Raw genomic sequence first — 22,763 nt, 5'->3', positions numbered from 1 at the left:
CACCACCTCTGACACACACGCACTGACCAACACGCACTGAGACACACTGAGGACCACTCTCACCATGACCACTCCCGCCCCCACCGCCCTCGCCCCCGCCCAGGCGCACTCCCGGCTGCACGAGCTGACCGTCATCGACGTGCGCACCCCCGGCGAGTACGCCGGCGGGCACCTGCCCGGTGCCCTGAACATCCCCCTCGACCAGCTCGACCGTGCGCTGCCCGACATCCGCGACGCCGCCGAGCGCGGCGAGGTCCTCGTCGTCTGCGCCTCCGGGGCACGCTCCGAGAACGCCTGCCGGATGCTCGCGAAGAGCGGTGTGCGCACCGCCACCCTCGTCGGCGGCACCAGCGCCTGGGCCGCCCAGGGCCACGACCTGCACCGGCCGGCGGCCTGCGAGGCGCGGCCCGGCTGGGCCATGGAGCGTCAGGTCCGCCTCACCGCGGGCTCGGTGGTCCTGCTGGGCCTGGCGCTGGGCGAGTTCGTCCACCCGGCCTTCCGGCTGCTGTCCGCGGGCATCGCCGGCGGCCTGGTCTTCTCCGCGGTCACCAACACCTGCGGCATGGCGGCCCTGCTCGCCCGGCTCCCCCACAACCGGCCCCGTACGGCCGACCTGGAGGCGGCACTGACCCGCCTGCGCAACAGCTGACACGCCGCCCGGCGGCGGGCCTCGATCGCCACCAGGTCGGGGCTGGAGTCGCCACCAGGCCGGTGCTGGATGTGAGCCGCGGCTTAGGGTTGACGGCGGATGTGGCCGCTGAGGGATGGGGAGACATGGTCGGGGATGCTGACGGGTTCGCGGGGATCGCGACGACCACTCTTGCCGATGTGGTGGGGCGGGAGCGGGTCATGGACATCGGCATCCGTCCGTTGTGGCAGCCGGTGGAACGGGTCGCCGGGCCGGCGTTCACCGTGCGCTGCCCGCCCGGGGACAACCTCATGCTGCACGCCGCCGTCCACCGGGCTCAGCCCGGGGACGTCATCGTCGTGGAGTCCGGTGATCTCGACTACGCGCTGGCCGGCGGCAATGTGTGCGCCGTGGCGCGGCGACGGGGGGTGGCCGCCTTCGTGGCGGACGGGCTGATCCGCGATCTCGCCGAGGTGCGGCAGATGCGCTTCCCCGTCTTCGCCCGCGGGGTGATTCCGGTCCCGGGTGCCAAGAAGGTTGTGGAGCCGCTCAATGCGGAGGTGCGCTGCGGCGGTGTCGCGGTGAACCCCGGTGACGTCGTGGTGGCCGACGAGGAGGGTGTCGTGGTCGTGCCCGCCGCCCGCCGCGACGAGGTGCTGAGCGCCGCGCGGGCCAAGCTCGACAAGGAGGCCGGGGAGACCCTCGACGCATGGGAGAAGGCCCACCGCGCCCGCATCGACTCCCTCCTGCGGGCGCGGGGCTTCGAGGGGTGACGCGGGCGCGGGGCTGCGAAGGGTGATGCGGGCGCGGGGCTTCGGGGGGCGACCACCGGAGCCCGCCGGCTCAGGGGAGCTTGCGGCAGAGCAGGGCCGCGGGGCCGCGGGGGCTGCCCAGGCGGGTGGTGAAGGCGATTCCGGCGGCGTACTCGTCGTCGGCGCACTGGCCCTTGTAGTCGCCGTGGGCGAAGTCCCCGCCGTTCGCGCCGGCGGGGCGGTTGTCGGAGCGGTCGAACCAGACGGTCCGGCCCGTGCCCGCCAGTGAGGTGCGCGCGGGCACGCACAGGGCGGCCGACAGGCGTTCGCCGCGGCGGCTGTAGCCGATGAGGTACTGGCCCGGGGGGCACTGGAGTTTGGTGTAGCCCGAGGCCCAGTCGCCGCCCGCGGGGACGTGGCGCTCGTCGGTGACGACCGTCCGACCGGTGCCGTCGGCGCGCAGGTCGCCGGTGGTGACGTCGGTGCACAGGCCACGGCCGGCCGTGTGGCCGAGGCCGGTCAGCCGCAGGCCGTCGGGGCAGACGGCCTTGTAGGCGCCCACGTCCCAGTCGCCGCCGGCCCGCACCCGCAGCGACTGCACCTGGTCGCCGTGGTCGGTGGTGAGCATGCGCCAGACGGGGACCGCGGCGACGGGCCCGGTGCGGGTCGGCGCGGTCATGAGGTGGTTCCACGGGCCGGCGCGCCAGTCGCCCTGGTCGAGGATGCCGTGGCGGCTGCCGTCCGTGTCGTAGCGCAGCAGGGCCCAGTCGTCGTGGCCCTCCCATCCGACCAGCGGCCAGTAGGCGAAGTCGGCGTCGTGGTCGGCGAAGTAGTCGGTGATGTCGCCGAACCAGGTCCGGGCGGCGGCGCCCGTCTCCCCGGCTCCGATGCCGAACTCGCTGATCCACACGGGTGCGGTGTAGTGCCGGCCCTCCTCCTGCACGAAGAACGCCTCGTCGGCGAGGGCCTGGTACAGCTGGTCGCGGGTGAGGTCCTGGTAGCGGGCGTCGTGGGTCTCGCCGATGCCGGTGGCGCCGCTGTGCCGGGGGCCGGTGTAGCCGTAGAAGTGCGCGGAGTACACCAGTTTGTGGCTCGCCACGAGGGTGTGCGAGAGGGTGCGCGCGGGGGTCAGCACCGGGCGTCCGTGCGGGAGGCCGTCGACGGGCAGGCCGGTCCAGTTGATGCCCTCGACGACGATGAGCAGGTCCGGATCGGCCTCGGTGAGAATGCGGTCGGCGGCGAGCTGGGCCGCCGCGTACCAGTCGTGGTCGTCGCCCAGGCCCCAGTTGGGGTCGTCCCAGATGTCGCGGCGCACCTCGTTGTAGAGGTCCGCTCCGACCACGCGGGGGTCGCCGGCGTAGCGGCGGACCATGAACACCCAGTCGTCCGCCCACTGCTGGGTGGACTGCCCGCTGTTCCAGCGTTCGTTGCCGTCGATGCCGCAGCACCAGCGGGAGGTGTTGGTGTGGTTGTTGAGGACGACCGCGAAGCCGTCGCCGGTGAGCGCGGCCACCACGGCGTCGTAGACCTGGAGGGGTGTCCTGCCGCGCAGTTGCGGGTTGGCGGCGACGGCGGCGTCCGGGACCGGGGCCGTGGTGTGGATCATCTCGTTGGAGAACGGCAGCCGGACGCTGTTGATGCCGAGGGAGTGGAAGTCGGCGAGGAGCCGGGGCAGGGGGGCGCGGTCCAGGCCGAGGGGGATGCCGTACGAGTTCTGCCCGGCGTGGTGGTGGGCGGGGTCGGCGGTGCTGCCGCTGCCCGTCCACGATCCCTGGGCGCCGTCCCAGTTGGCCGACCTCAGCCGGAAGCGGTCGCCCCGGGCGTCGACGACGTACCGGCCGCGGGTGGACAGGGGCGGTTGCCAGGTCGGGGCGGCATGCGCGGGGGCGGCGGCGGGGGGCGGGGGTTCGGGGGCGGGGGCGGCGACCGCCGCGGGGGCCAGGGTCAGCAGGAGGACGGCCGGGGCCGTGCCCGAGACCAGTCCTGTCAGGTACTTGACAACTCTGTCCGTGATCGGCATGCGGCCCTCTGTCGGGGACTGGTGCACCGCGTACGCGGTGCACGAAGGGGGGGTGGCGGCCGCGTCGAGTCTACGGAGAAACGGGCGACGTGACACGGCTGCGGGCCGTTCAGGCGGTGGTGGGGGCGTTCAGGCGGTACGGGGCGTTCAGGCGGTACGGGGCGTTCAGGCGGTGCGGGGCCAGGTGCGCAGGAGGGCGGCGATCGCGGTGGCCGTGCAGGCGGGGTCGCGCAGCAGGTCGCGCAGGGCGACGGCGTCCTCCCGGGTGGGCTTGACGGGGACGCCGGAGGCCTCGAGGTACATCACGCCGGTGGCGGCCGCCACGGCCATGTTGGAGCGCTCCAGCCAGCGGCAGCGGCCGAGGATGTGCACCAGGGCGGCGGCGCGCGCGTAGGGGCCGTCGTAGACGGGCTGGTCCAGCAGTTCGGCGCGGTGGCAGGCGACCGCGGCCACCGGGACGCCGTAGTCGTCGGGCGCGGGGTCGTCCGCGCCCGCGAGTTCGGCGACCTGAAGGATCCAGGGCACGTCGATGTACAGGTCCATTACGCGGCGTGCGCCCCCCGTGCGCGGCGGTCCGCGTCCTCGGCCTCGTCGAAGAGGGCCTGGTGCTCGTCGAGGAAGCGGCGCGCCGCGTCCAGGCCGCGCTGCCGCAGGCCGTCGGCGTCCTCCCGGACGAGGGAGGCGATGTAGTCGCCCAGGCTCAGTCCGCGGTCCTTGGCCCGGGCCTTGGCCAGTTCCGCGATCTCGTCGTCTACGCGGGCCCCCAGCTGTGTCTTCGCCATGAGAGGGATGGTAACAGTTGTTACCAGGTTGTGCATCGGCTCGGGTCGTCGTGGGCTCATCGTCGGCTGGTCGTCGGCTCACCGTTCCGGACGCTGGTGCGGGCGGCCCGCGTTCCGGCCGCTACGTGGGGGTGTCCGTCCGGTCTCGCGCGCGCTCGGCGGCGCGGCGGGCCTCCTGTGCGGCGCGTTCGGTCCGGGCGGCCCGGTCGCGGGCCCGGTCGAGGTCGTCGCGCACGCGACGGCGCAGTTCCGCCGTGGCGTGGAGCTGCTGGGCCAGTTCGGTCGCGCGTTGCTCCAGGGCGCGCAGGGCCGCTTCGGTCCGCTCGACCTCCGCCCGGGCCCGCTCGTGCTCCTGCTGCCGCAGGCGGGCCCGCTGCTCGGCCGTGCGCGCCGTGCGCCGGGGCCGGGCCCGTCGTCCGCCCGGGCGGGCGGGTGGCTCGGGCGCCGGGGCGGGCGGGGTGAGGGCGGTGGGCGGGGGGAGGGCTCGGACCAGGCGGCCCGCGGCCCATCTCCCGGCGGCCGACGGATCGGCCAGGGCCGCGTACAGGGTCTCCTCGACCTTGCGCCGCGCGGCCTGGCCGATGGGGTGCCCGGCCTCGGCCGAGAGCGCGTAGGCCCGCTCGGTCAGGGTGCCGACGAGGGTGCGGCGCCGCCGGTTGAGACGGGTGAGGCGGGCACGGTCCGGGTGCGGTTCCCGGTGGGCCCGGCGCAGGTCCTCGCCCAGCCGCAGCAGGCGGGCGGCCTGCCGGGGCTCGGAGTGGACCAGCAGGTTGCTCGCCCAGGCGGACAGGGACGGGCGCTTGAGCGCGGCGATCTCGGCGGCCAGGGCGGGCTCCTGGGCGTTCAGGGCCTCCGCCACCCACGCCGCGCGGGCGGCGGCGAACGCCGTGGGATGCACCGTGTACAGCTTCGCCGTGATGCGCTCCGCGTCCACGTTCCCTCGCCGTCCTCTCCCGTGCGGTCAGGGGCTCAGTGGGTTGAGAGGGGTCACGCCCGTGCCCCGGTAGAGGTCCGGGGTCAGGGACAGCAAGGTGGCGTCCTCTCCCGTCTGCTGGGCGACGATCAGGGCGGACGCGGGGTGGAGCACCCGCCAGTCCGCATGCTGCCAGGCGCCGGCCACCGCCGCGTGGGCGGTGCCGAAGGCGGTGGTCGTGACGAAGCGGCGGTTGAGGACGTGCTGTCCGGTGCCCGGTCGCTCGCGTTCGGCGACGGCGGCGGACAGGGCGGGGACCGTCAGCTCGGCGTAGCCGTGACCGGCCTCCACGTACAGGCCGTTGAGGAACTCGTCGCCCTCGGCGAGCGCGTGGACGCAGGTGTGGTCGAGCAGGACGCGGATCACGCGACGTGGTGCTCTCGTCCCAGGCCCCGCAGGAAGGCGCGGGCACGGGCGCGGGCCTCGTCGGAGACGCTCACGCCGGTGGTCCGCCTGATCTCCTCCAGGGCCTGCTGGGCACGCTGCTCCTTCTCCTCCTCGGTGAGCTCGCGTGCGACCAGTTCGGCCAGCAGCTCGTTCATGGTGGTGCCGCGCTCACCGGCCAGCGCTTTCAGGCGGTCGCGGACGGCCTTGGTCGTCTTGATGCTGGTGTCCTGCTCTGCCATGGGGCCACTCTACCGTCGGTAGAACGGTCTGGGGCAGGAGTGCGGGGCAGGGGCCGGGCAAGGAGGTCGGACGGCGTCGGCGAGAACCGCACGGTTCGCTCGTCGACGTCGCGGACGAACAGGTCGGCCCAGGTGGCCGGGTCCTCGATGTCCACATCCGGAGTGGTCACCGGTAGTCCTTCCCCTCGCTGTGAGGGGCCCGGCGGCGGGTGCATCGGCCGGACGCGACCCGGGCCCGTTCGGTGTCACTTACTCGTCCGCGGCCTGGATGCCCGGGGCGGCCTCGTTCACCCACCGCTGCGCGGCGGGAAGGTCCGGCGCGGTGCCTGCCATCTCGTACGCGAAGCCGGTCCAGCGGAGCAGGGCCCTCGGCTCGTCGGGACGTACGTGTCCACCGCCGCCGTGCAGCGGCTGGTGCTTTCGCCAGACGTCCATCGGCGGGCGCCGCCGGCGGTGGTACGCGGCGAGCGGGTCGTCGGCGTCGAGACGCGGGACAGCGCGGGAGGGCTGGTCGGGAGGTCCGGGACGCGAGTGCTTGCCCATGCGTCGATGGTCTCAGGCGACGATCGTGGTCGGGCGGGCGGCGGCGAGTTCCCGTGTCCTGCTGCGTACGTCGTCCACCGCGGCGGTCTCGTACGGGCGGGCGGCGTCCAGCAGGGTGTTGAGCCGGGCCTCAGTCAGCGGGCCGGGGCGCCGGAGAGCAGCCACTTCCAGCGTCGGCGCTCCGTGACGGGGACGGCGGCGGCCAGCAGTGTCACCGGGACCGCCGCCCACGCGGGCCAGGCCAGCCACGCGGAGACCACGGCCGCGACGAGCTGGACAAGCACCAGAAGGATGGTGACCCAGCCCGGGACCGCGATGATCACGCTCGCCTTGTCGCCCGGGGTGGACAGCACCGAGGGGAGCCCGATCAGGAGCACCACGGAGAGGGCGGCGAGCAGCCACGAGTGGCCGGCCAGCGCCCAGGGGGTCGCCACCCAGGCGACGAGTTCGGCCGCGAAGCGCAGAGCGGATGCGGTGCGGTCGTCGGGGCGGGCGTCCGGCTGGTCATCGAGTCGGGTGTCGGGTCGGTCGTCGGACCAGGCGTCGGGGCGGTCGTCGGGTCGCGTCGGCATCGTCTCCCCCGCGGCGTCGGACATCTGCCGAAGATCTCACGGGCCGCGGCCCCTGGCCAAGAGCCGGGCGGGGGGCGGCCGGTGGGCGGTGGGCGGTCAGTCGACGGCCTGGGCGAAGCGGAAGAAGCGGTACGGGTCGTAGGCGCGCTTGACGGTCCGCAGACGGCTGTAGTTGCGTCCGTAGTACGCCTGGCGCCAGGTGGTCAGGGCCGGGTCCATGTAGTTCTGGTACGACCCGTGGTTGGAGTACGCGCTCATCGTGGTGTGGGCGCCGTCGACCCAGGTCCGTGCGCGGTCGCGGTCCTCCTGGGCGGGGTCCGGGGTGAACAGGGAGAGGGCGAAGCCGGCGTTGAGGACGGCGTCGCGGTGGACGAAGGCGGTGGCCGTGGGCGAGATCTCGTTGATCCTGCCGCCGTAGGGGAACAGGCCCAGGAAGCGGAACTGGCCGGGCCGGGGGTCGGCGGTCAGGGCGGTGAGCGCGTCCCGGGCGGCCGTGGCGGTCCAGGGCCTGGCGAAGTACTGGTTGCGCTGGGCGGTGTAGTTGTCGCGGGGCAGCCGGGCCTCGGGGGTGAAGCCGATGCGGTGGCATTCGGGGACGGTCTTGTCGCCGCAGCCGTACACCTGCATCATCGCCTGCGCGTACGGCAGTTCGCTGCTGGAGCGGCTGGTGCCGGGGTGGCCGACGGCGCTGGTGAGACGGTCCAGGAGCCGGTCGCAGTCGCCCTTGGTGCCCTGGAAGGCGCCGGTGAGGACGACGTCGGGCTCGGTGCCGGCGTCGGTGCCGTACAGGAACATCAGCTCCGAGGCGAGCTCGCGGGGCCCGCCGGTCATCCAGTCCTGCCAGGCGAGGATGACCTGTACGGCGTCGCTGTAGCGGAAGTTGAGGTTGAACAGCGTCAGCACCGGGATCTGCACGGGCCGTACCTCGTAGTCGGTGACGATCCCGAAGTTGCCGCCGCCTCCGCCGCGCAGGGCCCAGAACAGGTCGCTGTTGTCCCTGTCGTCGGCGCGGACGACACTGCCGTCGGCGAGGACCACGCGGGCGGACACCAGCCGGTCGGAGCCCATGCCGTACTTGCGGGCGGCGTAGCCGAGGCCGCCGCCCTGGACCCAGCCGCCCATCGCCACGGTGGGACAGGTGCCGCCGGCGACCTGCAGGCCGAGCGGGGCGAGGGCGTTGCAGGCGTCGACGCCCTGGACGCCGGGGCCGAGGTGGACGGTGGAGCCGTCGGTGCGCACGGCGTTCAGGCGGGAGAGGTCGATGACCAGGCCGGGGCCGGTGGAGTAGCCGGCGGCGCTGTGGCCGCCGCTGCGCACGGCGGTGGCCAGGTGGTTGTCCTGGGCGAAGCGGATGCAGGTGGTGACGTCGGCCTCGGTGGCGCAGTAGGCGACGGCCTGCGGGTGGACGGCGTCGAACTGGGCCAGTTGGAGCTGGCGGGCGGTGTCGTAGTCCTGGTCGCCGGGCAGCACCAGCCGGCCGGTCAGGCGGCCGCTCAGGCTGCTCCACGGCACGGAGCCGCCGGCCGCGAGGACCAGGCCGCCGGTGCCGGTGGTGAGGGCCGCGGCGGCGGTGGCGCCTGCCGAGGCGCGTATCAGGGAGCGTCTGCTGAGCACGTGGATCACTCTCCGTTCCGTCCGTGCGGGACGTGGGTGTCCCGGCGGGCGGGACAGGGTGTGCGGGTGCGGAAGTGCCGTGCGGCGGCGCCGTGTCGGTGCGCGGCCGTGGCTCGTACTGCGGTGCAGCATCCGCGACGGCGGGGCGTAGGTGGCGCGAATTCGCCGTAGTCCGTCATCTCCGCCGCGGCGCCGAGGGGGTGGGACGCGCCGGCCCGGGGCGGCGGGAGGCCGGTGTGCGCGCCGGTACGTCGTGCAGGACCAGGGCATGTGCGGCGATGCGGCTGCCGTCGCCCACGGTGACCGGGCCGAGGACGGAGGCGCCGGTGCCGATCAGGACGTCGTCGCCGATGACGGGATGACGGCGGGTGCCGCGGCCGTCGTGCAGCCAGCCGCGGGAGCCGAGGGTGACGCCGTGGTAGAGCGTCACGTCGTCGCCCACCACGGCCGTCTCGCCGATGACGACGCCGAAGCCGTGGTCGATGAAGGCGCGCCGGCCGATGCGGGCGCCGGCGTGGATCTCCATGCCGGTCAGCAGGCGCGACAGGCGGGTGAGGAGCGCCGCCCGCAGCCGACGACCGCGCCGGTACTGGCGGTGGGCCAGCCGGTACAGGGCCAGGCCCTGCCAGCCCGCGTGCAGCAGGGCCTCCAGCCGGCCGGAGCAGGAGGGATCCCGGGCCAGGACCGCGTGGAGATCCTCGCGGACGAGCCGGAGGAGGGTGGGGGCGGCGGGCGTGGGGGGCACGGAGGGTGCGGGGGGCACGAGGGGCGCGGGAGGCGCGGGGCGTGCGAGCCGGGTGGGGGCGGCGGGCGTGGTCGTGGTGGGGCGGCCGGACTTGGTGGGGTGTTCGGGCGGGGCGGGGCGGTCGGGCGGGGCGGGGGCCCGGGGGGTGTCCGGGGCGGGGGCGGTCATCGGGGGGTGGACGCCAGGGGCGGGGCGTCCAGGCGGTTGATGCGGTACATGGTGCGCTGGAACAGCTCGTCGGCGGTCAGGGGGGCGAAGCGCAGGGGGCGGTCCTCGGCTCCCGGGATGCGCAGCGGGGTGAGGGTGGTCCACGGGGCCGGGTGGCAGAACTGCACCAGGGACAGACGGCCCTCGGTCCCGCCGGGGCGGGCCACCACGCGGTGGACGGCGGCGCGGGCCAGGCCGTTGGTGAGCCGGTCCAGGACCATGCCGACGTTGACGACGGCGTAGCCGCGGGGCGCGTCCACGGGCAGCCACTCGCCGTCGAGGAGGACCTCCAGGCCCGCCGCGGTCGCCCGGGGCAGCGCCGTGATCAGGTCGAAGTCCTGGTGCTCGGCCGCCCACACATGACGGTCGGAGGGGGCCTGGTCCATCGGCGGGTACCAGGTGGCCCGGTTGACGACGGGGCCGTCCTCCAGCATGTCGGCGAAGTAGTCGGGGTGGGCGCCGAGCGCGTCGGCCACGGTGCGTACGACGTCGTACTGGAAGTGCAGGGTGCGCGTGTGCAGTTCGCGCAGCGCCGAGCCGATGCCGGGCACCAGGTGGTCGGGGAAGTACGGGTCGGGGTAGCGGTCGGGGAAGCGCCTGCGCAGCGGGTGGGCCGGGGGCAGCGGCGCACCCCAGTGGAAGAGTTCCTTCCAGTCGGGCACGGTGCCCTTCTCGGCGTGCTCCACCAGCGGCGGGGTGTAGCCGGACTGGCCGTTGGTGCCGGGGATGCGGCAGGCCGCCTTGTCCGCGGCGGGCAGGGCGAAGAAGGCGCGCAGGAAGCCGTAGGCCTCGTCCAGGAGGCTTTCGGGAACGGTGTTGCGCACGAGGAAGAAGCCGTCGTGCAGGGCGCCGCGCAGACGGTCGCGGCTGCCGGGCCGGTCCAGGTCGATCTCCTTGAGCATGTGTCGTCCCTTCACGACGAGACGGTGGGGCGGTGTCACCCGTCGGCCTTGCGGAAGGCCAGTGCCAGGTAGAACAGCCGGTGGCCCCGGTACCGGAAGTCGCGGTCGATCACCGCGCGGCCGGCGGGGGCGAGCCCGGCGCCGGTGTACAGGCCGGTGACGGCCTGTTCGGTCAGCCACCAGTTCAGCCGGCCGTCCTCGAGCGGCAGCGCCGTGACCTCGCCCACGGGGCTGAGGAAGACGCTGACGATGAGGACGCCGCCGGGACGCAGCAGGCGGGCGCCGTGCGCCGCCCAGGCGGGCCAGTCGGTACGGCGCTGGTGGTGCAGGCAGCCGTTGTCCACCACCGCGTCCAGCAGGCCGGCGTCGGCGGTGTGGCCGAGGAAGTCGCCCCGGACGAAGCGGACCCGGCCGCGGGCGGGCGGCGGGGCGTCCCACACGTCGAGCAGGTCCACCCCGGTGACGTCGGCGTCCAGGCGGGCGGCGAGGTCGGCGCTCTGCCGGCCCCGGCCGCAGCCCACGTCCAGGAGGCGGAGGCGTCGAGAGGGGGTACCGGTACCGGTACGGGTATCTGCCCCTGCCCCTGCCCCTGCCCCTGCCCCTGCCCCTGCCCGGGGCCGTGCCTCCATCTGTGCCTGGACGAAACGGGTGATCTCCTCGCCGGTGGCGTCGCCGGTCCACGAGTCGCGGCCCTGGCCGTACCAGGCGCCGAAGGAGCGGGCGACGATCCGGCGGTAGGCCGGGTAGCCGGGGTCCTGGTCCGGATTCGCGGCCAGGTTCGGGGTCGGGTTCGGGGTCGGGTTCGGGGTCGGGTTCGGCTCCAGGTCCAGGTCCAGGTCCGGGCCCGGGTCCCGGTGTTCGGCTTCCTGGTCCGGGGGGCCGGGCGTGGAGTACGGCTCCGTGGGCCCTGCGTACGGCTCCGTGGGCGCGGGGGTCGGCTCGGTGGGCGCGGAGTCAGCCGGCGTTCGCACGGGCCCACTCCTCGGGGGTTCCGCGACCCGCGGCGACGGCCACGGCGTGGCCCTGGCGCGGGCCCTCGTCGACGATGCGGGACGCGGCGAGATAGGCGCCCGCGGCGCTGGAGCAGACGGCGATCCGCTGGGTGCGCCACAGTGTCCGCATCGCCTCCAGGGCGTGCGCGTAGCCGATCCCCGTGAAGTGGACGTCGTCCTCGTAGGGGGCGAGCAGGGGCTGTTTGAGGCCGTGGCCGAGGCCGCCGGTGCCGTGCATGCGGGGTGCGCCGTGCGGGGCGCGTACGTCGCCGTAGGGCGCCTCGGCGGGGAACACGGCGACGGCGCGGCAGCCGGGCCAGCGGGTGTGCAGGGCCTGGAAGGTGCCGACGAGGGTGCCCGCGGAACCGACCGAGGCGGCAAGGCCCAGCGGGGCCACGCCCTCCTGGACCAGCCGGGCGACGATCTCGGCGCCGGTGTGCTCGCGGTGCACGGCGGCGGCCTCGGGGGCGCAGTGCTGGAACAGCAGGTGCCGTCCCTCGTCCTCGGCGACGCGCACCGCCTCGTTCATCGCGCCGAGGAAGCCCTCGCCCTCCCGTCCGTGGCTGACCCGCGCCCCGTGCCGGCGCAGGGCGTCCACCAGGCGACCGGGGCTGCCGTGGGGCACCGCCAGGTGCAGGTCGATCCCGGTCGTCGCGCACATCTCCGCCAGGGCGAGGGCCAGGGACCCGCCGGAGTACTCCACCAGCCTCAGCCGGGCGGTGCCCGCGCGGGCCACGGCCGCGCACAGCAGCGCGTAGGCGGTACGGGCCTTGACGGTGCCGGTGAGGTTCGCGGCCTCCGCCTTGAGCCAGACGGTGCCCCGGCCGGCCAGGCTGGGCACCGGCACGAGGGGGGTGGAGCCGATGGCCCGGCGGATGACGGCCAGGTGCGGCAGCAGCCGGTGGGCGCGCCGCTCCAGGGTGCCGAAGGAGGCCTCGATGTCGGCCGGTTCGGGCCGGCGCTCGGCCAGTACCCGTTCGATCTCCCACCGCCGGGTGACGGGGGGCGGCGGCAGCAGGGCCGGGGCGGGGGCGGTCATGACGCACGCTCCTCGGGGGTCGGTTGGGTCGGTGACGGACGGTGCTCGTCGGTGGCCGGTGACGGGCGGGTGGTGGTGGCCGGTGACGGGCGGGTGCCGGTGGCCGGTGACGAGCGAGTGGTGGTGGCCGGTGACGGGCGGGTGCCGGTGGCCAGGCGGAAGCCGACCGGGTACAGCGGGCCGGGGAACGGGCCGTGCCGGCGCCGGGTGCGGGCCAGGTCGCCGAAGCGGGCGAAGCTGCCGCCGCGCGCCACCCGGTAGGAGCCCATCGACTCGGTCAGGTGGTCCTCGACGTGCCGTCCGCCCGGGTAGGGGGCGTAGTCGTCGGCGGTGAACTCCTCGACGTTGCCGCCCATGTCGTACGCCCCGAACGGCGACCTGCCGGCGGGGAACGCGCCGACCGGGGTGGTGGTGTGCACGCCGCTCTCGCGGGTGTTGGCGGCGTCGGCGTCGAAGCCGCCCGGCCACGGATAGGGACGTCCCTCGGGGCCCTTGGCCGCGTACTCCCACTCGGCCTCGGCCGGCAGCCGCCAGGGGTGGCCGGTGCGTTCGCTCAGCCAGCGCGCGTAGGCGTCGGCGTGCTCGGGGCGGATGCCGGCGACGGGGTGGTTGGAGCGGTCCCAGGGGTAGGCGCCCAGGTACCAGGTGGTGGGCCGGTCCTCGAGGCCGGTGTCGGCGAGGAAGGCGCGCCACTCGCCGTTGGTGACGGGGTAGCGGGCGATCCAGAAGTCGGCCAGCTCCACGGTGTGTTCCGGGGTCTCCTTGACGATCCAGGACTCCTCCACGCCCCGGTGGGCCCAGGCCCGGGTGACGTAGGGGACCTCGTCGGCGGGCAGGCCGACGGGCACCCGGCCGCCGGGCACGTGGCACACCGCCGGTACGGGCGTGATGCGCGGGTCGCCGAGCAGGGCCAGCACGCCCCCGGCGGCCAGCCGGACGGGCAGCGGCAGCGCGGGGTCCTCGACGGCGGCGGCCAGGCGCGGCAGGTCGGCCGCGGTGGGCAGACCGGTCCCGGCGGGCAGACCGGTCCCGGCGGGCAGGGCGGCCGCTGTGGTCGGGTCGGCCGCTGTGGTCGGGTCGGCCACTGCGGTCGGGTCGGCCCCGTACGGGTGGACGCGGGCCGGGTCGGCGAGGGCGGCGTGCTCCGCGAAGTGCGGTGAGCGGGCGATGTCCTGGAGGTTCATGCGCCGGCCCCCGTCAGCAGCTGCAGGGTGTGGCCGCTGCCGGCCTTGGCGGACAGGTAGCGGGCGTTGTCGGGGGTGAGGTGGACGCCGGTGGGCACGACCGCCTCGACGCGGATGCCGAGCTCGCGCAACTGCCGCACCTTGTCGGGGTTGTTGGTCAGCAGCCGGATGCGGGGCAGGCGCAGGGCGCGCAGCATGGCGGCCGCCGCCCGGTAGTCGCGTTCGTCCTCGCCCCGGCCGATGAGCCGGTTGGCGCGGAAGGTGTCGATGTCCTGGTCCTGGAGGACGTAGGTGTCGAGCTTGTTGTAGAGGCCGATGCCGCGGCCCTCCTGGCGCAGGTACAGCAGGACGCCGCCCTCGGCGGCCAGGGCGCCGAGCGCCTCGTCGAGCTGGGGGCCGCAGTCGCAGCGGGCGGAGCCGAGGACGTCCCCGGTCAGGCACTCGCTGTGCAGCCGCACCAGGGGCGCGGTGCCGGGGGCGTGGGGAACGACGCAGGCGATGTGCTCCCCGGCGTCGGGCAGGTCGTGGAAGGTGACCAGTTCGGCGGTGCGGCCGGCCGCGCGGTGCAGGGTGACGGGCACCCGGGCGCGGACGGCGGCGGTCTTCGGCAGTGCGGTGACGCGGTTCACGCGGCCCTGCTTTCCACGGTGGAGGCGGCCGAGGGGGCCGGCACGGTCGGATTCGGGGTGGTCGAGGTCGGGTGGGAGGTGGCCGAGGCCGGGTGGGAGGTGGCCGAGGCCGGGTGGGGGGTGGCCGAGGCCGGGTCGGGGGTGGCCGAGGCCGGGTCGGGGGTGGCCGAGGCCGGGTGGGAGGTGGCCGGGGTCCGGTGGGGGGTGGCGAGCAGGTCGTTCAGGTGCCAGGTGCGCTGGACGGCGGGGCGGCCGGCCGCGTCGAGGGTGACGAGCAGCAGGCGTCCGTCCCAGCCGGCGACGGCGACCCTGCCGTCGCGCAGGCGGAGCATGCACGACAGGCCCTGGCCGAACTCGGCCAGGAGGCCGCCCGAGGCGAGGGTGGTCTGCGCGTCGTCCCAGTCGATCTGCCAGGCGTACAGGCCGAAGTCGTAGCTCCCGGCGAGGACGACGGGCGCCTCCGCGTCGCCGAGGAGCGCCACGCACTTGACGGACTCGTCCGGGCCGAGCAGGGTCCGTACGTCCTCGGCGTGCCAGCCGCCGTCCGGCCGCCGGCGCAGCCTGCCGGTCTTGACGGTGTGGTCGCGCGAGGCGCTGGCGGCGACCTCGGCGCCGAGGACGGCGACCGCGTTGACCAGGTTGCCGTGCTCCCACAGCCGGGTGCGGGCCCGCGGCCCGCCGGCCTCGACGGTGCGGTCGGTGGCCGCCGACAGGAATCCGCCGGGCAGCGGGGCGAGGGACTTCACCGACCCGTCGTGCGCCCGTACGCGCCCGGTGACGCCGAGGGTGTGCGGGTCGAGCAGGAGGAACTCGCCGTTGTAGGTGCCCGCGACGACCGTGCCGTCGTGCACGGTGAGGGAGGGCACCGGGGCGCCGAGGGCCTCGCTGGTGCGGGTGCCGCGCTCGTCGTGGCGCAGGACGTGTCCGGAGTACGTTCCGGCGTGGACGACGGTGCCGTCGGTGGTGCCGTCGGTGGTGCCGTCGGTGGCCAGGGACAGCACGGGGCCGTCGGTGAGCCGGGTGACGCGGACATCGGGGCGGCCCGTGAGGCGTTCGGTGAGACGCAGCAGGAGTCCGGAGTCGGTGCCGACGAGGAGGTCGCCGTCCGCCGCCTGGGCGAGTGCGTTGGAGCCGTGGGTGGCGGCGGTGGGGGTGAAGACGGGCCGGCCGGTGGACAGTTCGTACAGGTGGGGGCCGTTCCAGAAGCTGCCGGCGGCCAGCAGTCCGTGGGCGGCGGCGACCGAGCGCGGCCACAGCCGGCGGTCCTCGACACGGTGCAGCAGCGTGCCGTCGGTGTCGAAGCAGTGCAGCGAGCCGTCGTAGGCCCCGACGACGAAGTGCGCGTCGTCCTCGGCCCAGGCGACCGCGCGGGCCGCCGAGGTGGACACGGCGACGGTGCGTACCGGTTCGAGGCGGGGGGTGAGCAGGTCCACCACGCCGTCGTCGCGGGCCACGGCCAGCAGCCGGCCGGAGTGGGACCAGGCGCAGCCCTCGATGGAGCAGTCGTAGCGGCGGACCGCTCCCCCGGTGCCGCCGTCGGGGTCGGCGACGGCGACCAGGCCGTCCTCGCCGACCGTGGCGACCAGGCCCTGCGCGCTGACGGACACCATCATGCAGTGCGCCTCGTGCGCGCCGATCTCGGCGAGGAAGCCGCCGTCGGCCGCCGACCACAGGGTGGCGCGGCCGTCCTCGGACACGCAGATCAGGCGGGCGCCGTCGGGCAGCCAGGCCACGGAGTTGACGTCGTCGGTGTGCCGGGCGAGCACCGTCTGCAGGCTGCTGCGGCCGCGGTCGTCCACCCGCCAGACGGCGACGGTCTTGTCCGCCGAGGCGGTGGCCAGGACCTCGGGGTCGGCCGGGTTCCAGGCGCAGGCGTTGACCAGCCGGCGGTGGCGCAGCCGGGCCAGGGGGGCGGGACGTGGGGGGTCGCCGGTGTCCCAGACGATCACCGTGCCGTCGTAGGAACAGCTGGCCAGGCGCTGTCCGTCGGGTCGGAACGCCACATGGGTGAGTGGAGCGGAGTGGCCTGCTCCACAGGCCGGGAGGTCAATGGTGCGCACGCCGTCTCGTCCTTTTCTCGGCTGTCGGGACTTCGGGGCTTCGGGGCTTCGGGGCTTCGGGGTTCGAGCTATTCGGCTTGGGGGCTTGGGGGCTTGGGGGCTTTGGGGCTTTTCGGCTTCGGGCCACTGGGCTTTGGGGCTCTGCGGCTTCGGGGCATGGGGGCATGGGGGCCGTCGGAGGCCGAAATTAGGCGGGCGCATTGGCCGGTGACGAGCCGGCGGCCGTCAATGTGGCAACTTCACGTATTCGCCGTTTCCGCCTTGACGGCCAGGTCCGGCGCCCACCTGACCGATTCCGCCGGGCGCGCTTGAGGGCCCGCGGCCGGTGGGCGGAGTCTTTCCCGACATCGCAGGAACCGGTCCGGGGAGCTGAGCGGCGTGCACATAGTGCTGGTGGAAACGGCGTCCGTCCGCGGTTTCGACATGGTCGCGGAGATGGCCGACGCGGGCATCGAGGTCAGTTTCGTCACCGCGGATCTCGGGGCCTACCGGGGAAAGCCGGGATTCGAGCTCTCCGCGCGTGCCGCGCGCCTGCTCGAGGTGCCCCTGACCGCCGGCGGCGCCCTGGCGGACCGGCTGCGCGGCAGGCTCGGACCGGTGCCGCCCGACGGGGTGATCTGCCGCGACGAGGTGCACCTGCGGGCCGCGGCCGGGCTCGCCCGGGACCTCGGTCTGCCCCACGAGTCCCCGGAGACGGCCCGGCTGCTCGGCGACAAGGCCGCCGTACGGGCCCGGCTGGCCGAGCACGGCATCGGGTCGCTGCGCTGGGGCGTGGCGGCCACCGAGGCCGAGGGGCTGGCCGCCGTGGACGCGATCGGGCTGCCCGTCGTGGTCAAGCCGACCGCGGGCGGCTGGTCGGCCGGGGTGAGCGTCGCCTGGAGCCGCGAGCAGGCGGCCCGGGCCCTGGCCGAGGTGCTCGGCGCCGAGGCCGGGGACGACGGCAGGCCGCCGCGCGCCCTGGTCGAGGAGTACGTGGTGGGCCGGCACGTCAGCGCGGAACTGCTGGTGCAGGGCGCGCGCACGGTACTGCTGGGGTTCGCCGAGCGGCTGCCGGCCCCGCCCGGCCTGACCGCCGAACTCGGCGGCCACTTCCCGGCCCGGATCGAACAGGAAGGAGCGGCGCGGGCGTTCGTGCTGGACGCCGTGCGCGCGCTCGGCATCCGCTGCTCCGCCGTCCACGCCGAGTTGCTGCTCACCCCGACCGGGCCCGAGCTGATCGAGGTCAACGGGCGGGTGGCCGGGCATGTGGTGGCCCGTCAGATGTCGCTGGCGCTGGGCCGCTCCCTCACCCGGGACCTGGTGGCGCTGGCCGTCGGCGAACCGGTGCGGGAGGCCGCGCCGGCCGAATCGGTGGTGGCGCTGCACCAGTTGTACTCGCCCGTGGACGCCGTGGTGCGCGGCGCCGCGCCGGCGGACGGGCTCACCCCCGAGGTGATCGAGACCGACCTCGCGGTCGGGCCCGGGGACCGGGTGCGGGCGCTGCGCACCAACCACGACCGGTTCGGCCACGTGCTCGCCCGCGGCCGCGACGGCGAGGAGGCCGCGCGCACCGCCGCACAGGCCGCCCGGCGCGCGCTGCACGCACTCCGGCTGGAGCCCCTGGCCGGGGAGGCCGGGCCGGGCGAGCCCGCCGGGCGGTACGGACCGGGCCTGCCCGCCGGTACGCGCGAGTCAGCCGGTCGGGGCCTGCCCGCCGGTCCGGGCCTGCCCGCCGGTACGCGCGAGCCCGCCGGGCCGGGCGGCGACCGGCTGGACGAAGCCGCCGGCGTCCCCTGCGGGGAGCACCTGCTGTTGCTGCTCGGGGACGAGGAGCCGGCCGAACGGATCCTGACCGCCGTGGGGGCGGTGACCGCGCGGGTGAGCGTGGTGTGGACCGGGAGCCCCGGCGGCGAGGAGGCGGCGCGGACGCTGTGGCGCGAGCGCTGCCGCGGGTGGTGGAGCGGCGCGGCGACGGCCCGGGAGGTACGGGCGGCCGCGCGCCGTATCCACGCCTGGCTGCCGGTGCGCGCCGCGCTCTCCTTCTCCGCGGTGCCGGTGGCCCGGCAACTGCGCGAGGACCGGTACGGAAACGTCACTGCGGCGCCGCCCGCCATCGGTGATCCGCCATTCGGTGATCCCCCGTCCGGCACCGGACGATTCCCGTACGTCGCCGGTGACTTGCCGCACGGCACCGGACGATTCCCGTACATCGCCGGTGACTTGCCGCACGGCGCCGGTGATCTGCCGTACGCCGTCGGTGACTTGCCGCACGGCGCCGGTGATCTGCCGTACGCCGCCGAGGACCGGCCGGACTCCGCCGGGGATCAGGTGCCCGGGCACACCGTGGTGGTGTTCGCGCACCGCGGCGACGTACGGGCCCTGGCCGTGATCGACGAGGAGCCGGACGCCCGGCTGTGTCCCTCCGCCCTGGCCGCCGCCGAGCGGGCCGGGCTCGCCGAGCGGGCCGTGCGCGCGGTGCGCGAGGCGGGGCTGTCGGGCGTGGTGCGCTGCTTCTTCCCCGCCGGGCGGGCGGCCACCGCGCCGCCGCTGCTGCGGCCGGGCCTGGACGCCGCGACCCTCGACCTGTACGACGCCGTGCACACCCGCGGCCTGGTCGCCGAGGCCGCCGGGGCCGCGCTCGGCCACCGTCCGCGCGGCCGTCGGCGCGAGGCCGTCGCGGTGCAGCGGAGCCTGCGCACGCCGGCGGGGCCGCTGCGGGTGGTGGAGGCGACGACCGAGGACCGGCTGCGCACCTGGCCCGGACTGTTCCGTGCCGAGGTCCTCGCCCCGGCCGGCCATGTCCGGCGGGCGCCCGGACCCGCCGTATGGCTGCGGCACACGGTCGTCGCGGACGGCCGCGAGCGGGCCCGGCGGGCCGCCGCCCGGCTGGAACGCTCCCTGGTGCTGCGCACCACCCCGCTCGGGCGCACCCACGTCCTGCTGCTGGACCGCGTCGGCGCCGCGACCTGGACCGCCGCGGACGGCTCGCGGCTGCTGCCCGCCGAGGACTTCCGCCTGTCGGTGCTGTCGGCGGCCGAGGACTCCCCCGGGACCACCGGGCCTGCGGGACCTGCGGGCCCCGCAGGTCCGGCCGGCACGGCAAACCCGGCAGGTCCCGCAAGCGCGGCAGGTCCCGCAGGCCCGGCCGGCGCGGCAGGTCCCGCCGACCTGACCGTACGCACCGATCTCGGCGACGAGTTCGCGCTGCGGGAACTGGCCCGGGCCGTCCACGCCGCGCATCCCGTGCACCGGGTGGCCACCCTGTCGGAGCATCTGCAGGAGCCCGCCGCCCGGCTGCGGGCGCTGCTCGGCACGGCGGGCGAGGGGCCCGAGCGGATCCGCCGCTTCGTGGACAAGGCGGTGATGAAGCGGATCGCCCGCCGGCACGGCATCCGCTGCGCCGACGGACTGCTGGTGCAGAGCCCCGAGGACGTCCTCGCGCTGTTCGACCGCCACGGCAAGATCGTCGTCAAGCCGCGGGCGGACTCCGGTTCGCGGGGCGTGGCGGTGCTGTCCGGGTGGTACGACGTCCAGGCCTGGCTGCGGGAGGAGTTCACCCCGGGCACGCATCTGTGCGAGGAGTTCGTGGACGCGCCGATGTGCCACATCGACGCCGTGGTGCACCGGGACGAGACGGTGTGGAACGTCTCCCTCTACGAACGCGACACCATGGCGCTGCGGCGCGGGCAGCCGCTGTCGTCGGCGACGGTCGCCGACCCCGCGCTGCGCGCCGCCGCCGGGCGCCTGCTGGAACAGGTGGTGGACGCCTGGGAGGTCGGCTCCGGGGTGCTGCACCTGGAGGCGTTCCTCACCGGGGACCGCCCGACGTTCTGCGAGGTGGCCGCCCGGCCCGGCGGCGCCGGGGTCGCCGAGGCGTTCCGCGCCACCACCGGCATCGACCTCGACCACGCCAAGATCCTCGCCGACGCGGGCGCCGATCCCCGCTCCGGCCGCCGCGACCCCGTGGCCGCGCACGCCGGCTGGACCGTGCACTACAGCGCCGGGGGCAGGCTGCTGGAGTTCGACGACTCGGCGGTCGCTCCGCACGCCTGGTTCCGCTCCGTGCGGGTCCGGGTCGGGGACGTGCTGCCCGTCTCCCGGTTCTCCGGCACCGGCGTCAGCACGCATGTCTTCGCCCACGACTCCCACGCCGAACTCGTCCGGCTGCTGGCCCGCGCCGAGCGCGAGGTGCGGGTCGTCACCGGCCCGGCCGGCCTGACGGAAGCGGCGCGATGATCCTCGGCATGCTCGGCAGCGCGGCGAAGGAGTCCGTGAGCCGGGAGGTCCTGCTGCGGGCCGGGGAACGCCTCGAGCGGGCCGGCGCGCGCTTCGACCTGGTCGACCTGGCCGTGGAGTTCCCGCACCCGCACGCGCTGGAGGACTACGACGACCCGCCCCCGGGCAGCCAGACCGCCCAGGTGCGCGCCCGCGTCGCCGGATCCGTCGCCGTGCTGCTCGCCACCCCCGTCTACCACGGCTCCTACAGCGCGCTGCTGAAGAACGCGCTGGACCACCTCACCGGCGAGGCGTTCGCCGGGCGGCCGGTCGGGCTGATCGCCGCCGGGGGCGGCCCGCGCGGCGCAGGCAGCGCTTGCGACCAACTGCGCACCGTCGTACGGGCGCTGGGCGGGTGGTCCACGCCCACGCAGGTCGCCACCACCGCCGCGGACCTGGCGCCGGGCGAGCCGCTGCGCTTCCTCGAGGAGCGGCTCGACGACCTCGTCGCCGAGCTGCTGGCCTTTGTCCGTACGGCTGCCGGTCCCGTACCCGGCCCGGTCCCCGGCCCCGTACCCGGCCTGGTCCACGGTCCCGTACCCGGCCCTGTACCTGGCCCGGTCCACGGTCCCGTACCCGGCCTCTTTCCCGGTGCCGTCCCCGGTTCCGTCCCCCGTCCCGTCGCCGGCGGCCCGTTCCCCGTCCTCAGCTGAAAGGCCTGATCACCATGGGCTCCATGGGCTCCCCCCACCTCGTACTCCTCGCCGGAATCGGCGGCCACGCCCCGGGCGAGGCGCTCGACTCGCTGTCCACCGTGACCGGCACCGTCAGCGTCGTCCTCGTCACGGCCTGGCGCGGTCCCGAGGAGGTGCGCGCCGACTACCGCAGGCGCGGACTCGACGGCGAGTTCCTGACCGCAGCCGACCTCGACGCCGCCGTCGAGGCCACCCTGCGCCTGCACGAACGCCGCCCCGTGGACGGCGTGGTGACCTACTCCGAGCTGCTGCTGCGCCCCCAGGCGGAGATCACCGACCGGCTCGGCCTGCCCGGCAACGCGCCCGAGGCGGTCGCCGTCGCCCAGTCCAAGGCCCGCCAGCGGCTGCTCTTCGCCGAGCACGGCATCCCCTCGCCCGGCTTCGAGATCATCACCAGTGAGCGGGACCTCGCCGCGGCCGCCGCCCGTGTGGGCCTGCCCGGGGTGTTCAAGCCGTCGCTGGGCGCGGGCAGCCAGAGCGTGCGCCTGGTGTCGACGTACGCGGAGCTGATCCACGCCTTCACCGCCGCGCGCGCCGAGAAGACCGCCTTCCTCCAGGCCGACGACGCCTATCTGCTCGAGGAGCGGCTGGACCTGGAGGCCGACGGCGACAGCGGATACGCCTCCTACTGCAGTGTGGAGTCGCTGCTGGCCGCCGGCTCCGCCCACCACCTGGCCGTCTCCGACCGGCTGCCGCTGGAGCACGGCTACGCCGAGGAGGGCCTCGTGCTGCCGTCCCGGCTGGACGAGGCGACGACGGCGGCCGTCGTCGACCTCGCCGACCGGGCCATCCGGGCGATCGGCCTGACCTGCGGGGCGGTCCACACGGAGATCGCCCTGACGCCGGACGGCCCCCGCGTGATCGAGGTCAACGCGCGCGCGGGCGGGCCGCTGCCGGCCATGTTCGAGGTGGCGGCCGGGTACGACTACGCCGCGCAGATCGGCCGCAGCGCGCTGGGTCTGCCGCCCAGTGCCCTGCCCGCCTTCCGGCGCGCGGCGCTGCTCAGGTTCCTGCCGATCCCGGCGGGTTCCTGGCGGGTGGCCGCGCAGCGGCCCGTCCAGGAGGTGCTGTCCGCCTTCCCCCAACTGGTGTACGTCTCCGCCAGGTTCGCGCCCGGGCAGCGGGCGAGCCGGCAGCGGACGCTGCACCTGGCCAGCTTCCTGGTGGCCGCACCCGACGCGACCGCCGCCCGTGCGCTGTCGGCGCGGGTGGAACAGGCGCTGGGCATCCGGCTGGTGCCCGCCTTCGACGCCCCGACGGGAGCGGACCGTGACTGAGCGGCCCGCGGCCGAGCGGGCGGGGGCGGGGCAGCCGGCGTCGGGGCAGACGCCGGGGCCGACGGCGGGCGGGCAGGCGGCGCCGGGCGGGCAGGTGGCGGGCGCGGCTCCGACGAGCGCGGCGGCGGGCGCGGCTCCGACGGACACGGCGGCGGGCGCGGCTCCAACGAGCGCGGCGGCGGGCGCGGCTCCAACGAGCGCGGCGGCGGGCGCGGCTCCAACGAGCGCGGCGGCGGGCGCGGCTCCAACGAGCGCGGCGGCGGGCGCGC

22 protein-coding genes are annotated in these 22,763 nt (G+C 75.6%); 5 read left to right on the top strand and 17 right to left on the bottom strand.

Features of this window, described 5'->3' with window-relative positions; genetic code table 11:
• Window positions 1-64 precede the first annotated feature (64 nt).
• Together ACI2LW_RS30050 and ACI2LW_RS30045 are read left to right on the top strand one after the other, a co-directional pair.
• A complete protein-coding gene (locus ACI2LW_RS30050; protein ID WP_404734400.1) occupies window positions 65-649 on the top strand; it encodes a rhodanese-like domain-containing protein in 585 nt (194 codons plus the stop codon).
• A gap of 125 nt (window positions 650-774) precedes the next feature.
• Window positions 775-1,401 carry an RraA family protein gene (locus ACI2LW_RS30045; RefSeq protein WP_404734399.1) on the top strand — a complete coding sequence of 209 codons (627 nt, stop codon included), beginning with the start codon at window positions 775-777 and terminating at the stop codon, window positions 1,399-1,401.
• Window positions 1,402-1,471: 70 nt separating this feature from the next.
• On the opposite strand, the gene ACI2LW_RS30040 is transcribed toward ACI2LW_RS30045, so the two are convergent.
• From ACI2LW_RS30040 to ACI2LW_RS29960, 17 genes are all read right to left on the bottom strand, one after another.
• Window positions 1,472-3,400, bottom strand: coding sequence for a glycoside hydrolase family 5 protein (locus ACI2LW_RS30040; RefSeq protein WP_404734398.1), 1,929 nt, complete (start codon window positions 3,398-3,400; stop codon window positions 1,472-1,474).
• Window positions 3,401-3,565: 165 nt separating this feature from the next.
• On the bottom strand, window positions 3,566-3,943 hold the full coding sequence (locus tag ACI2LW_RS30035) for a fic family toxin-antitoxin system, toxin component (protein WP_404734397.1): 378 nt from the start codon (window positions 3,941-3,943) through the stop codon (window positions 3,566-3,568).
• Complete coding sequence (locus tag ACI2LW_RS30030) at window positions 3,943-4,182, bottom strand: hypothetical protein (protein WP_404734396.1); 240 nt, start codon at window positions 4,180-4,182, stop codon at window positions 3,943-3,945. The genes ACI2LW_RS30035 and ACI2LW_RS30030 overlap by 1 nt, the downstream gene beginning before the upstream one ends.
• Before the next feature lie 121 nt (window positions 4,183-4,303).
• Window positions 4,304-5,116: a hypothetical protein gene (locus ACI2LW_RS30025; RefSeq protein ID WP_404734395.1), complete on the bottom strand. Its 813-nt coding sequence runs from the start codon at window positions 5,114-5,116 to the stop codon at window positions 4,304-4,306.
• Window positions 5,117-5,143: 27 nt separating this feature from the next.
• Window positions 5,144-5,521 carry a PIN domain-containing protein gene (locus ACI2LW_RS30020; protein WP_404734394.1) on the bottom strand — a complete coding sequence of 126 codons (378 nt, stop codon included), beginning with the start codon at window positions 5,519-5,521 and terminating at the stop codon, window positions 5,144-5,146.
• On the bottom strand, window positions 5,518-5,781 hold the full coding sequence (locus ACI2LW_RS30015) for a hypothetical protein (protein ID WP_404734393.1): 264 nt from the start codon (window positions 5,779-5,781) through the stop codon (window positions 5,518-5,520). The genes ACI2LW_RS30020 and ACI2LW_RS30015 overlap by 4 nt, the downstream gene beginning before the upstream one ends.
• Before the next feature lie 249 nt (window positions 5,782-6,030).
• A complete protein-coding gene (locus ACI2LW_RS30010) occupies window positions 6,031-6,324 on the bottom strand; it encodes a DUF6087 family protein (RefSeq protein ID WP_404734392.1) in 294 nt (97 codons plus the stop codon).
• Between the two features lie 12 nt (window positions 6,325-6,336).
• Window positions 6,337-6,489: a hypothetical protein gene (locus ACI2LW_RS30005; RefSeq protein WP_404734391.1), complete on the bottom strand. Its 153-nt coding sequence runs from the start codon at window positions 6,487-6,489 to the stop codon at window positions 6,337-6,339.
• The gene (locus tag ACI2LW_RS30000) at window positions 6,459-6,920 is read right to left on the bottom strand and encodes a hypothetical protein (protein WP_404734390.1); all 462 of its coding nucleotides are present in this window, start codon (window positions 6,918-6,920) and stop codon (window positions 6,459-6,461) included. Before ACI2LW_RS30000 ends, ACI2LW_RS30005 begins: the two co-directional genes overlap by 31 nt.
• Before the next feature lie 72 nt (window positions 6,921-6,992).
• Complete coding sequence (locus tag ACI2LW_RS29995) at window positions 6,993-8,510, bottom strand: FAD-binding oxidoreductase (protein ID WP_404734389.1); 1,518 nt, start codon at window positions 8,508-8,510, stop codon at window positions 6,993-6,995.
• A gap of 175 nt (window positions 8,511-8,685) precedes the next feature.
• Window positions 8,686-9,423, bottom strand: coding sequence for a serine O-acetyltransferase EpsC (gene epsC / locus ACI2LW_RS29990; RefSeq protein ID WP_404734388.1), 738 nt, complete (start codon window positions 9,421-9,423; stop codon window positions 8,686-8,688).
• A complete protein-coding gene (locus ACI2LW_RS29985) occupies window positions 9,420-10,379 on the bottom strand; it encodes an isopenicillin N synthase family dioxygenase (RefSeq protein ID WP_404734387.1) in 960 nt (319 codons plus the stop codon). Before ACI2LW_RS29985 ends, epsC begins: the two co-directional genes overlap by 4 nt.
• A 20-nt stretch (window positions 10,380-10,399) precedes the next feature.
• Window positions 10,400-11,335, bottom strand: coding sequence for a class I SAM-dependent methyltransferase (locus tag ACI2LW_RS29980; RefSeq protein WP_404734386.1), 936 nt, complete (start codon window positions 11,333-11,335; stop codon window positions 10,400-10,402).
• A complete protein-coding gene (locus ACI2LW_RS29975; RefSeq protein WP_404734385.1) occupies window positions 11,319-12,395 on the bottom strand; it encodes a pyridoxal-phosphate dependent enzyme in 1,077 nt (358 codons plus the stop codon). The genes ACI2LW_RS29980 and ACI2LW_RS29975 overlap by 17 nt, the downstream gene beginning before the upstream one ends.
• Window positions 12,392-13,579: an SUMF1/EgtB/PvdO family nonheme iron enzyme gene (locus ACI2LW_RS29970; protein WP_404734384.1), complete on the bottom strand. Its 1,188-nt coding sequence runs from the start codon at window positions 13,577-13,579 to the stop codon at window positions 12,392-12,394. Before ACI2LW_RS29970 ends, ACI2LW_RS29975 begins: the two co-directional genes overlap by 4 nt.
• Complete coding sequence (gene ribA / locus ACI2LW_RS29965) at window positions 13,576-14,208, bottom strand: GTP cyclohydrolase II RibA (protein ID WP_404734383.1); 633 nt, start codon at window positions 14,206-14,208, stop codon at window positions 13,576-13,578. The genes ACI2LW_RS29970 and ribA overlap by 4 nt, the downstream gene beginning before the upstream one ends.
• On the bottom strand, window positions 14,205-16,268 hold the full coding sequence (locus ACI2LW_RS29960) for a repetative protein (protein WP_404734382.1): 2,064 nt from the start codon (window positions 16,266-16,268) through the stop codon (window positions 14,205-14,207). The genes ribA and ACI2LW_RS29960 overlap by 4 nt, the downstream gene beginning before the upstream one ends.
• Window positions 16,269-16,646: 378 nt before the next feature.
• Here ACI2LW_RS29960 and ACI2LW_RS29955 point away from each other — a divergent pair, with 378 nt between their 5' ends.
• From ACI2LW_RS29955 to ACI2LW_RS29945, 3 genes are read left to right on the top strand one after another with little or no spacing between them, the layout of a single operon-like run.
• Window positions 16,647-20,483, top strand: a complete 3,837-nt coding sequence (locus ACI2LW_RS29955; RefSeq protein ID WP_404734381.1) for an ATP-grasp domain-containing protein — start codon at window positions 16,647-16,649, stop codon at window positions 20,481-20,483.
• Window positions 20,480-21,175 (top strand): NADPH-dependent FMN reductase, encoded by a 696-nt coding sequence (locus ACI2LW_RS29950; protein ID WP_404734380.1) that lies wholly within the window; start codon window positions 20,480-20,482, stop codon window positions 21,173-21,175. The genes ACI2LW_RS29955 and ACI2LW_RS29950 overlap by 4 nt, the downstream gene beginning before the upstream one ends.
• A 23-nt stretch (window positions 21,176-21,198) precedes the next feature.
• The gene (locus ACI2LW_RS29945; RefSeq protein WP_404734379.1) at window positions 21,199-22,494 is read left to right on the top strand and encodes an acetyl-CoA carboxylase biotin carboxylase subunit family protein; all 1,296 of its coding nucleotides are present in this window, start codon (window positions 21,199-21,201) and stop codon (window positions 22,492-22,494) included.
• Window positions 22,495-22,763 lie beyond the last annotated feature (269 nt).

The organism is Streptomyces sp. NPDC004065 (assembly GCF_044903565.1).
Lineage (GTDB): Bacteria > Actinomycetota > Actinomycetes > Streptomycetales > Streptomycetaceae > Streptomyces.
Note: the sequence above shows the minus strand (reverse complement) of the source record. Positions and strands in the feature narration are given on the sequence as shown.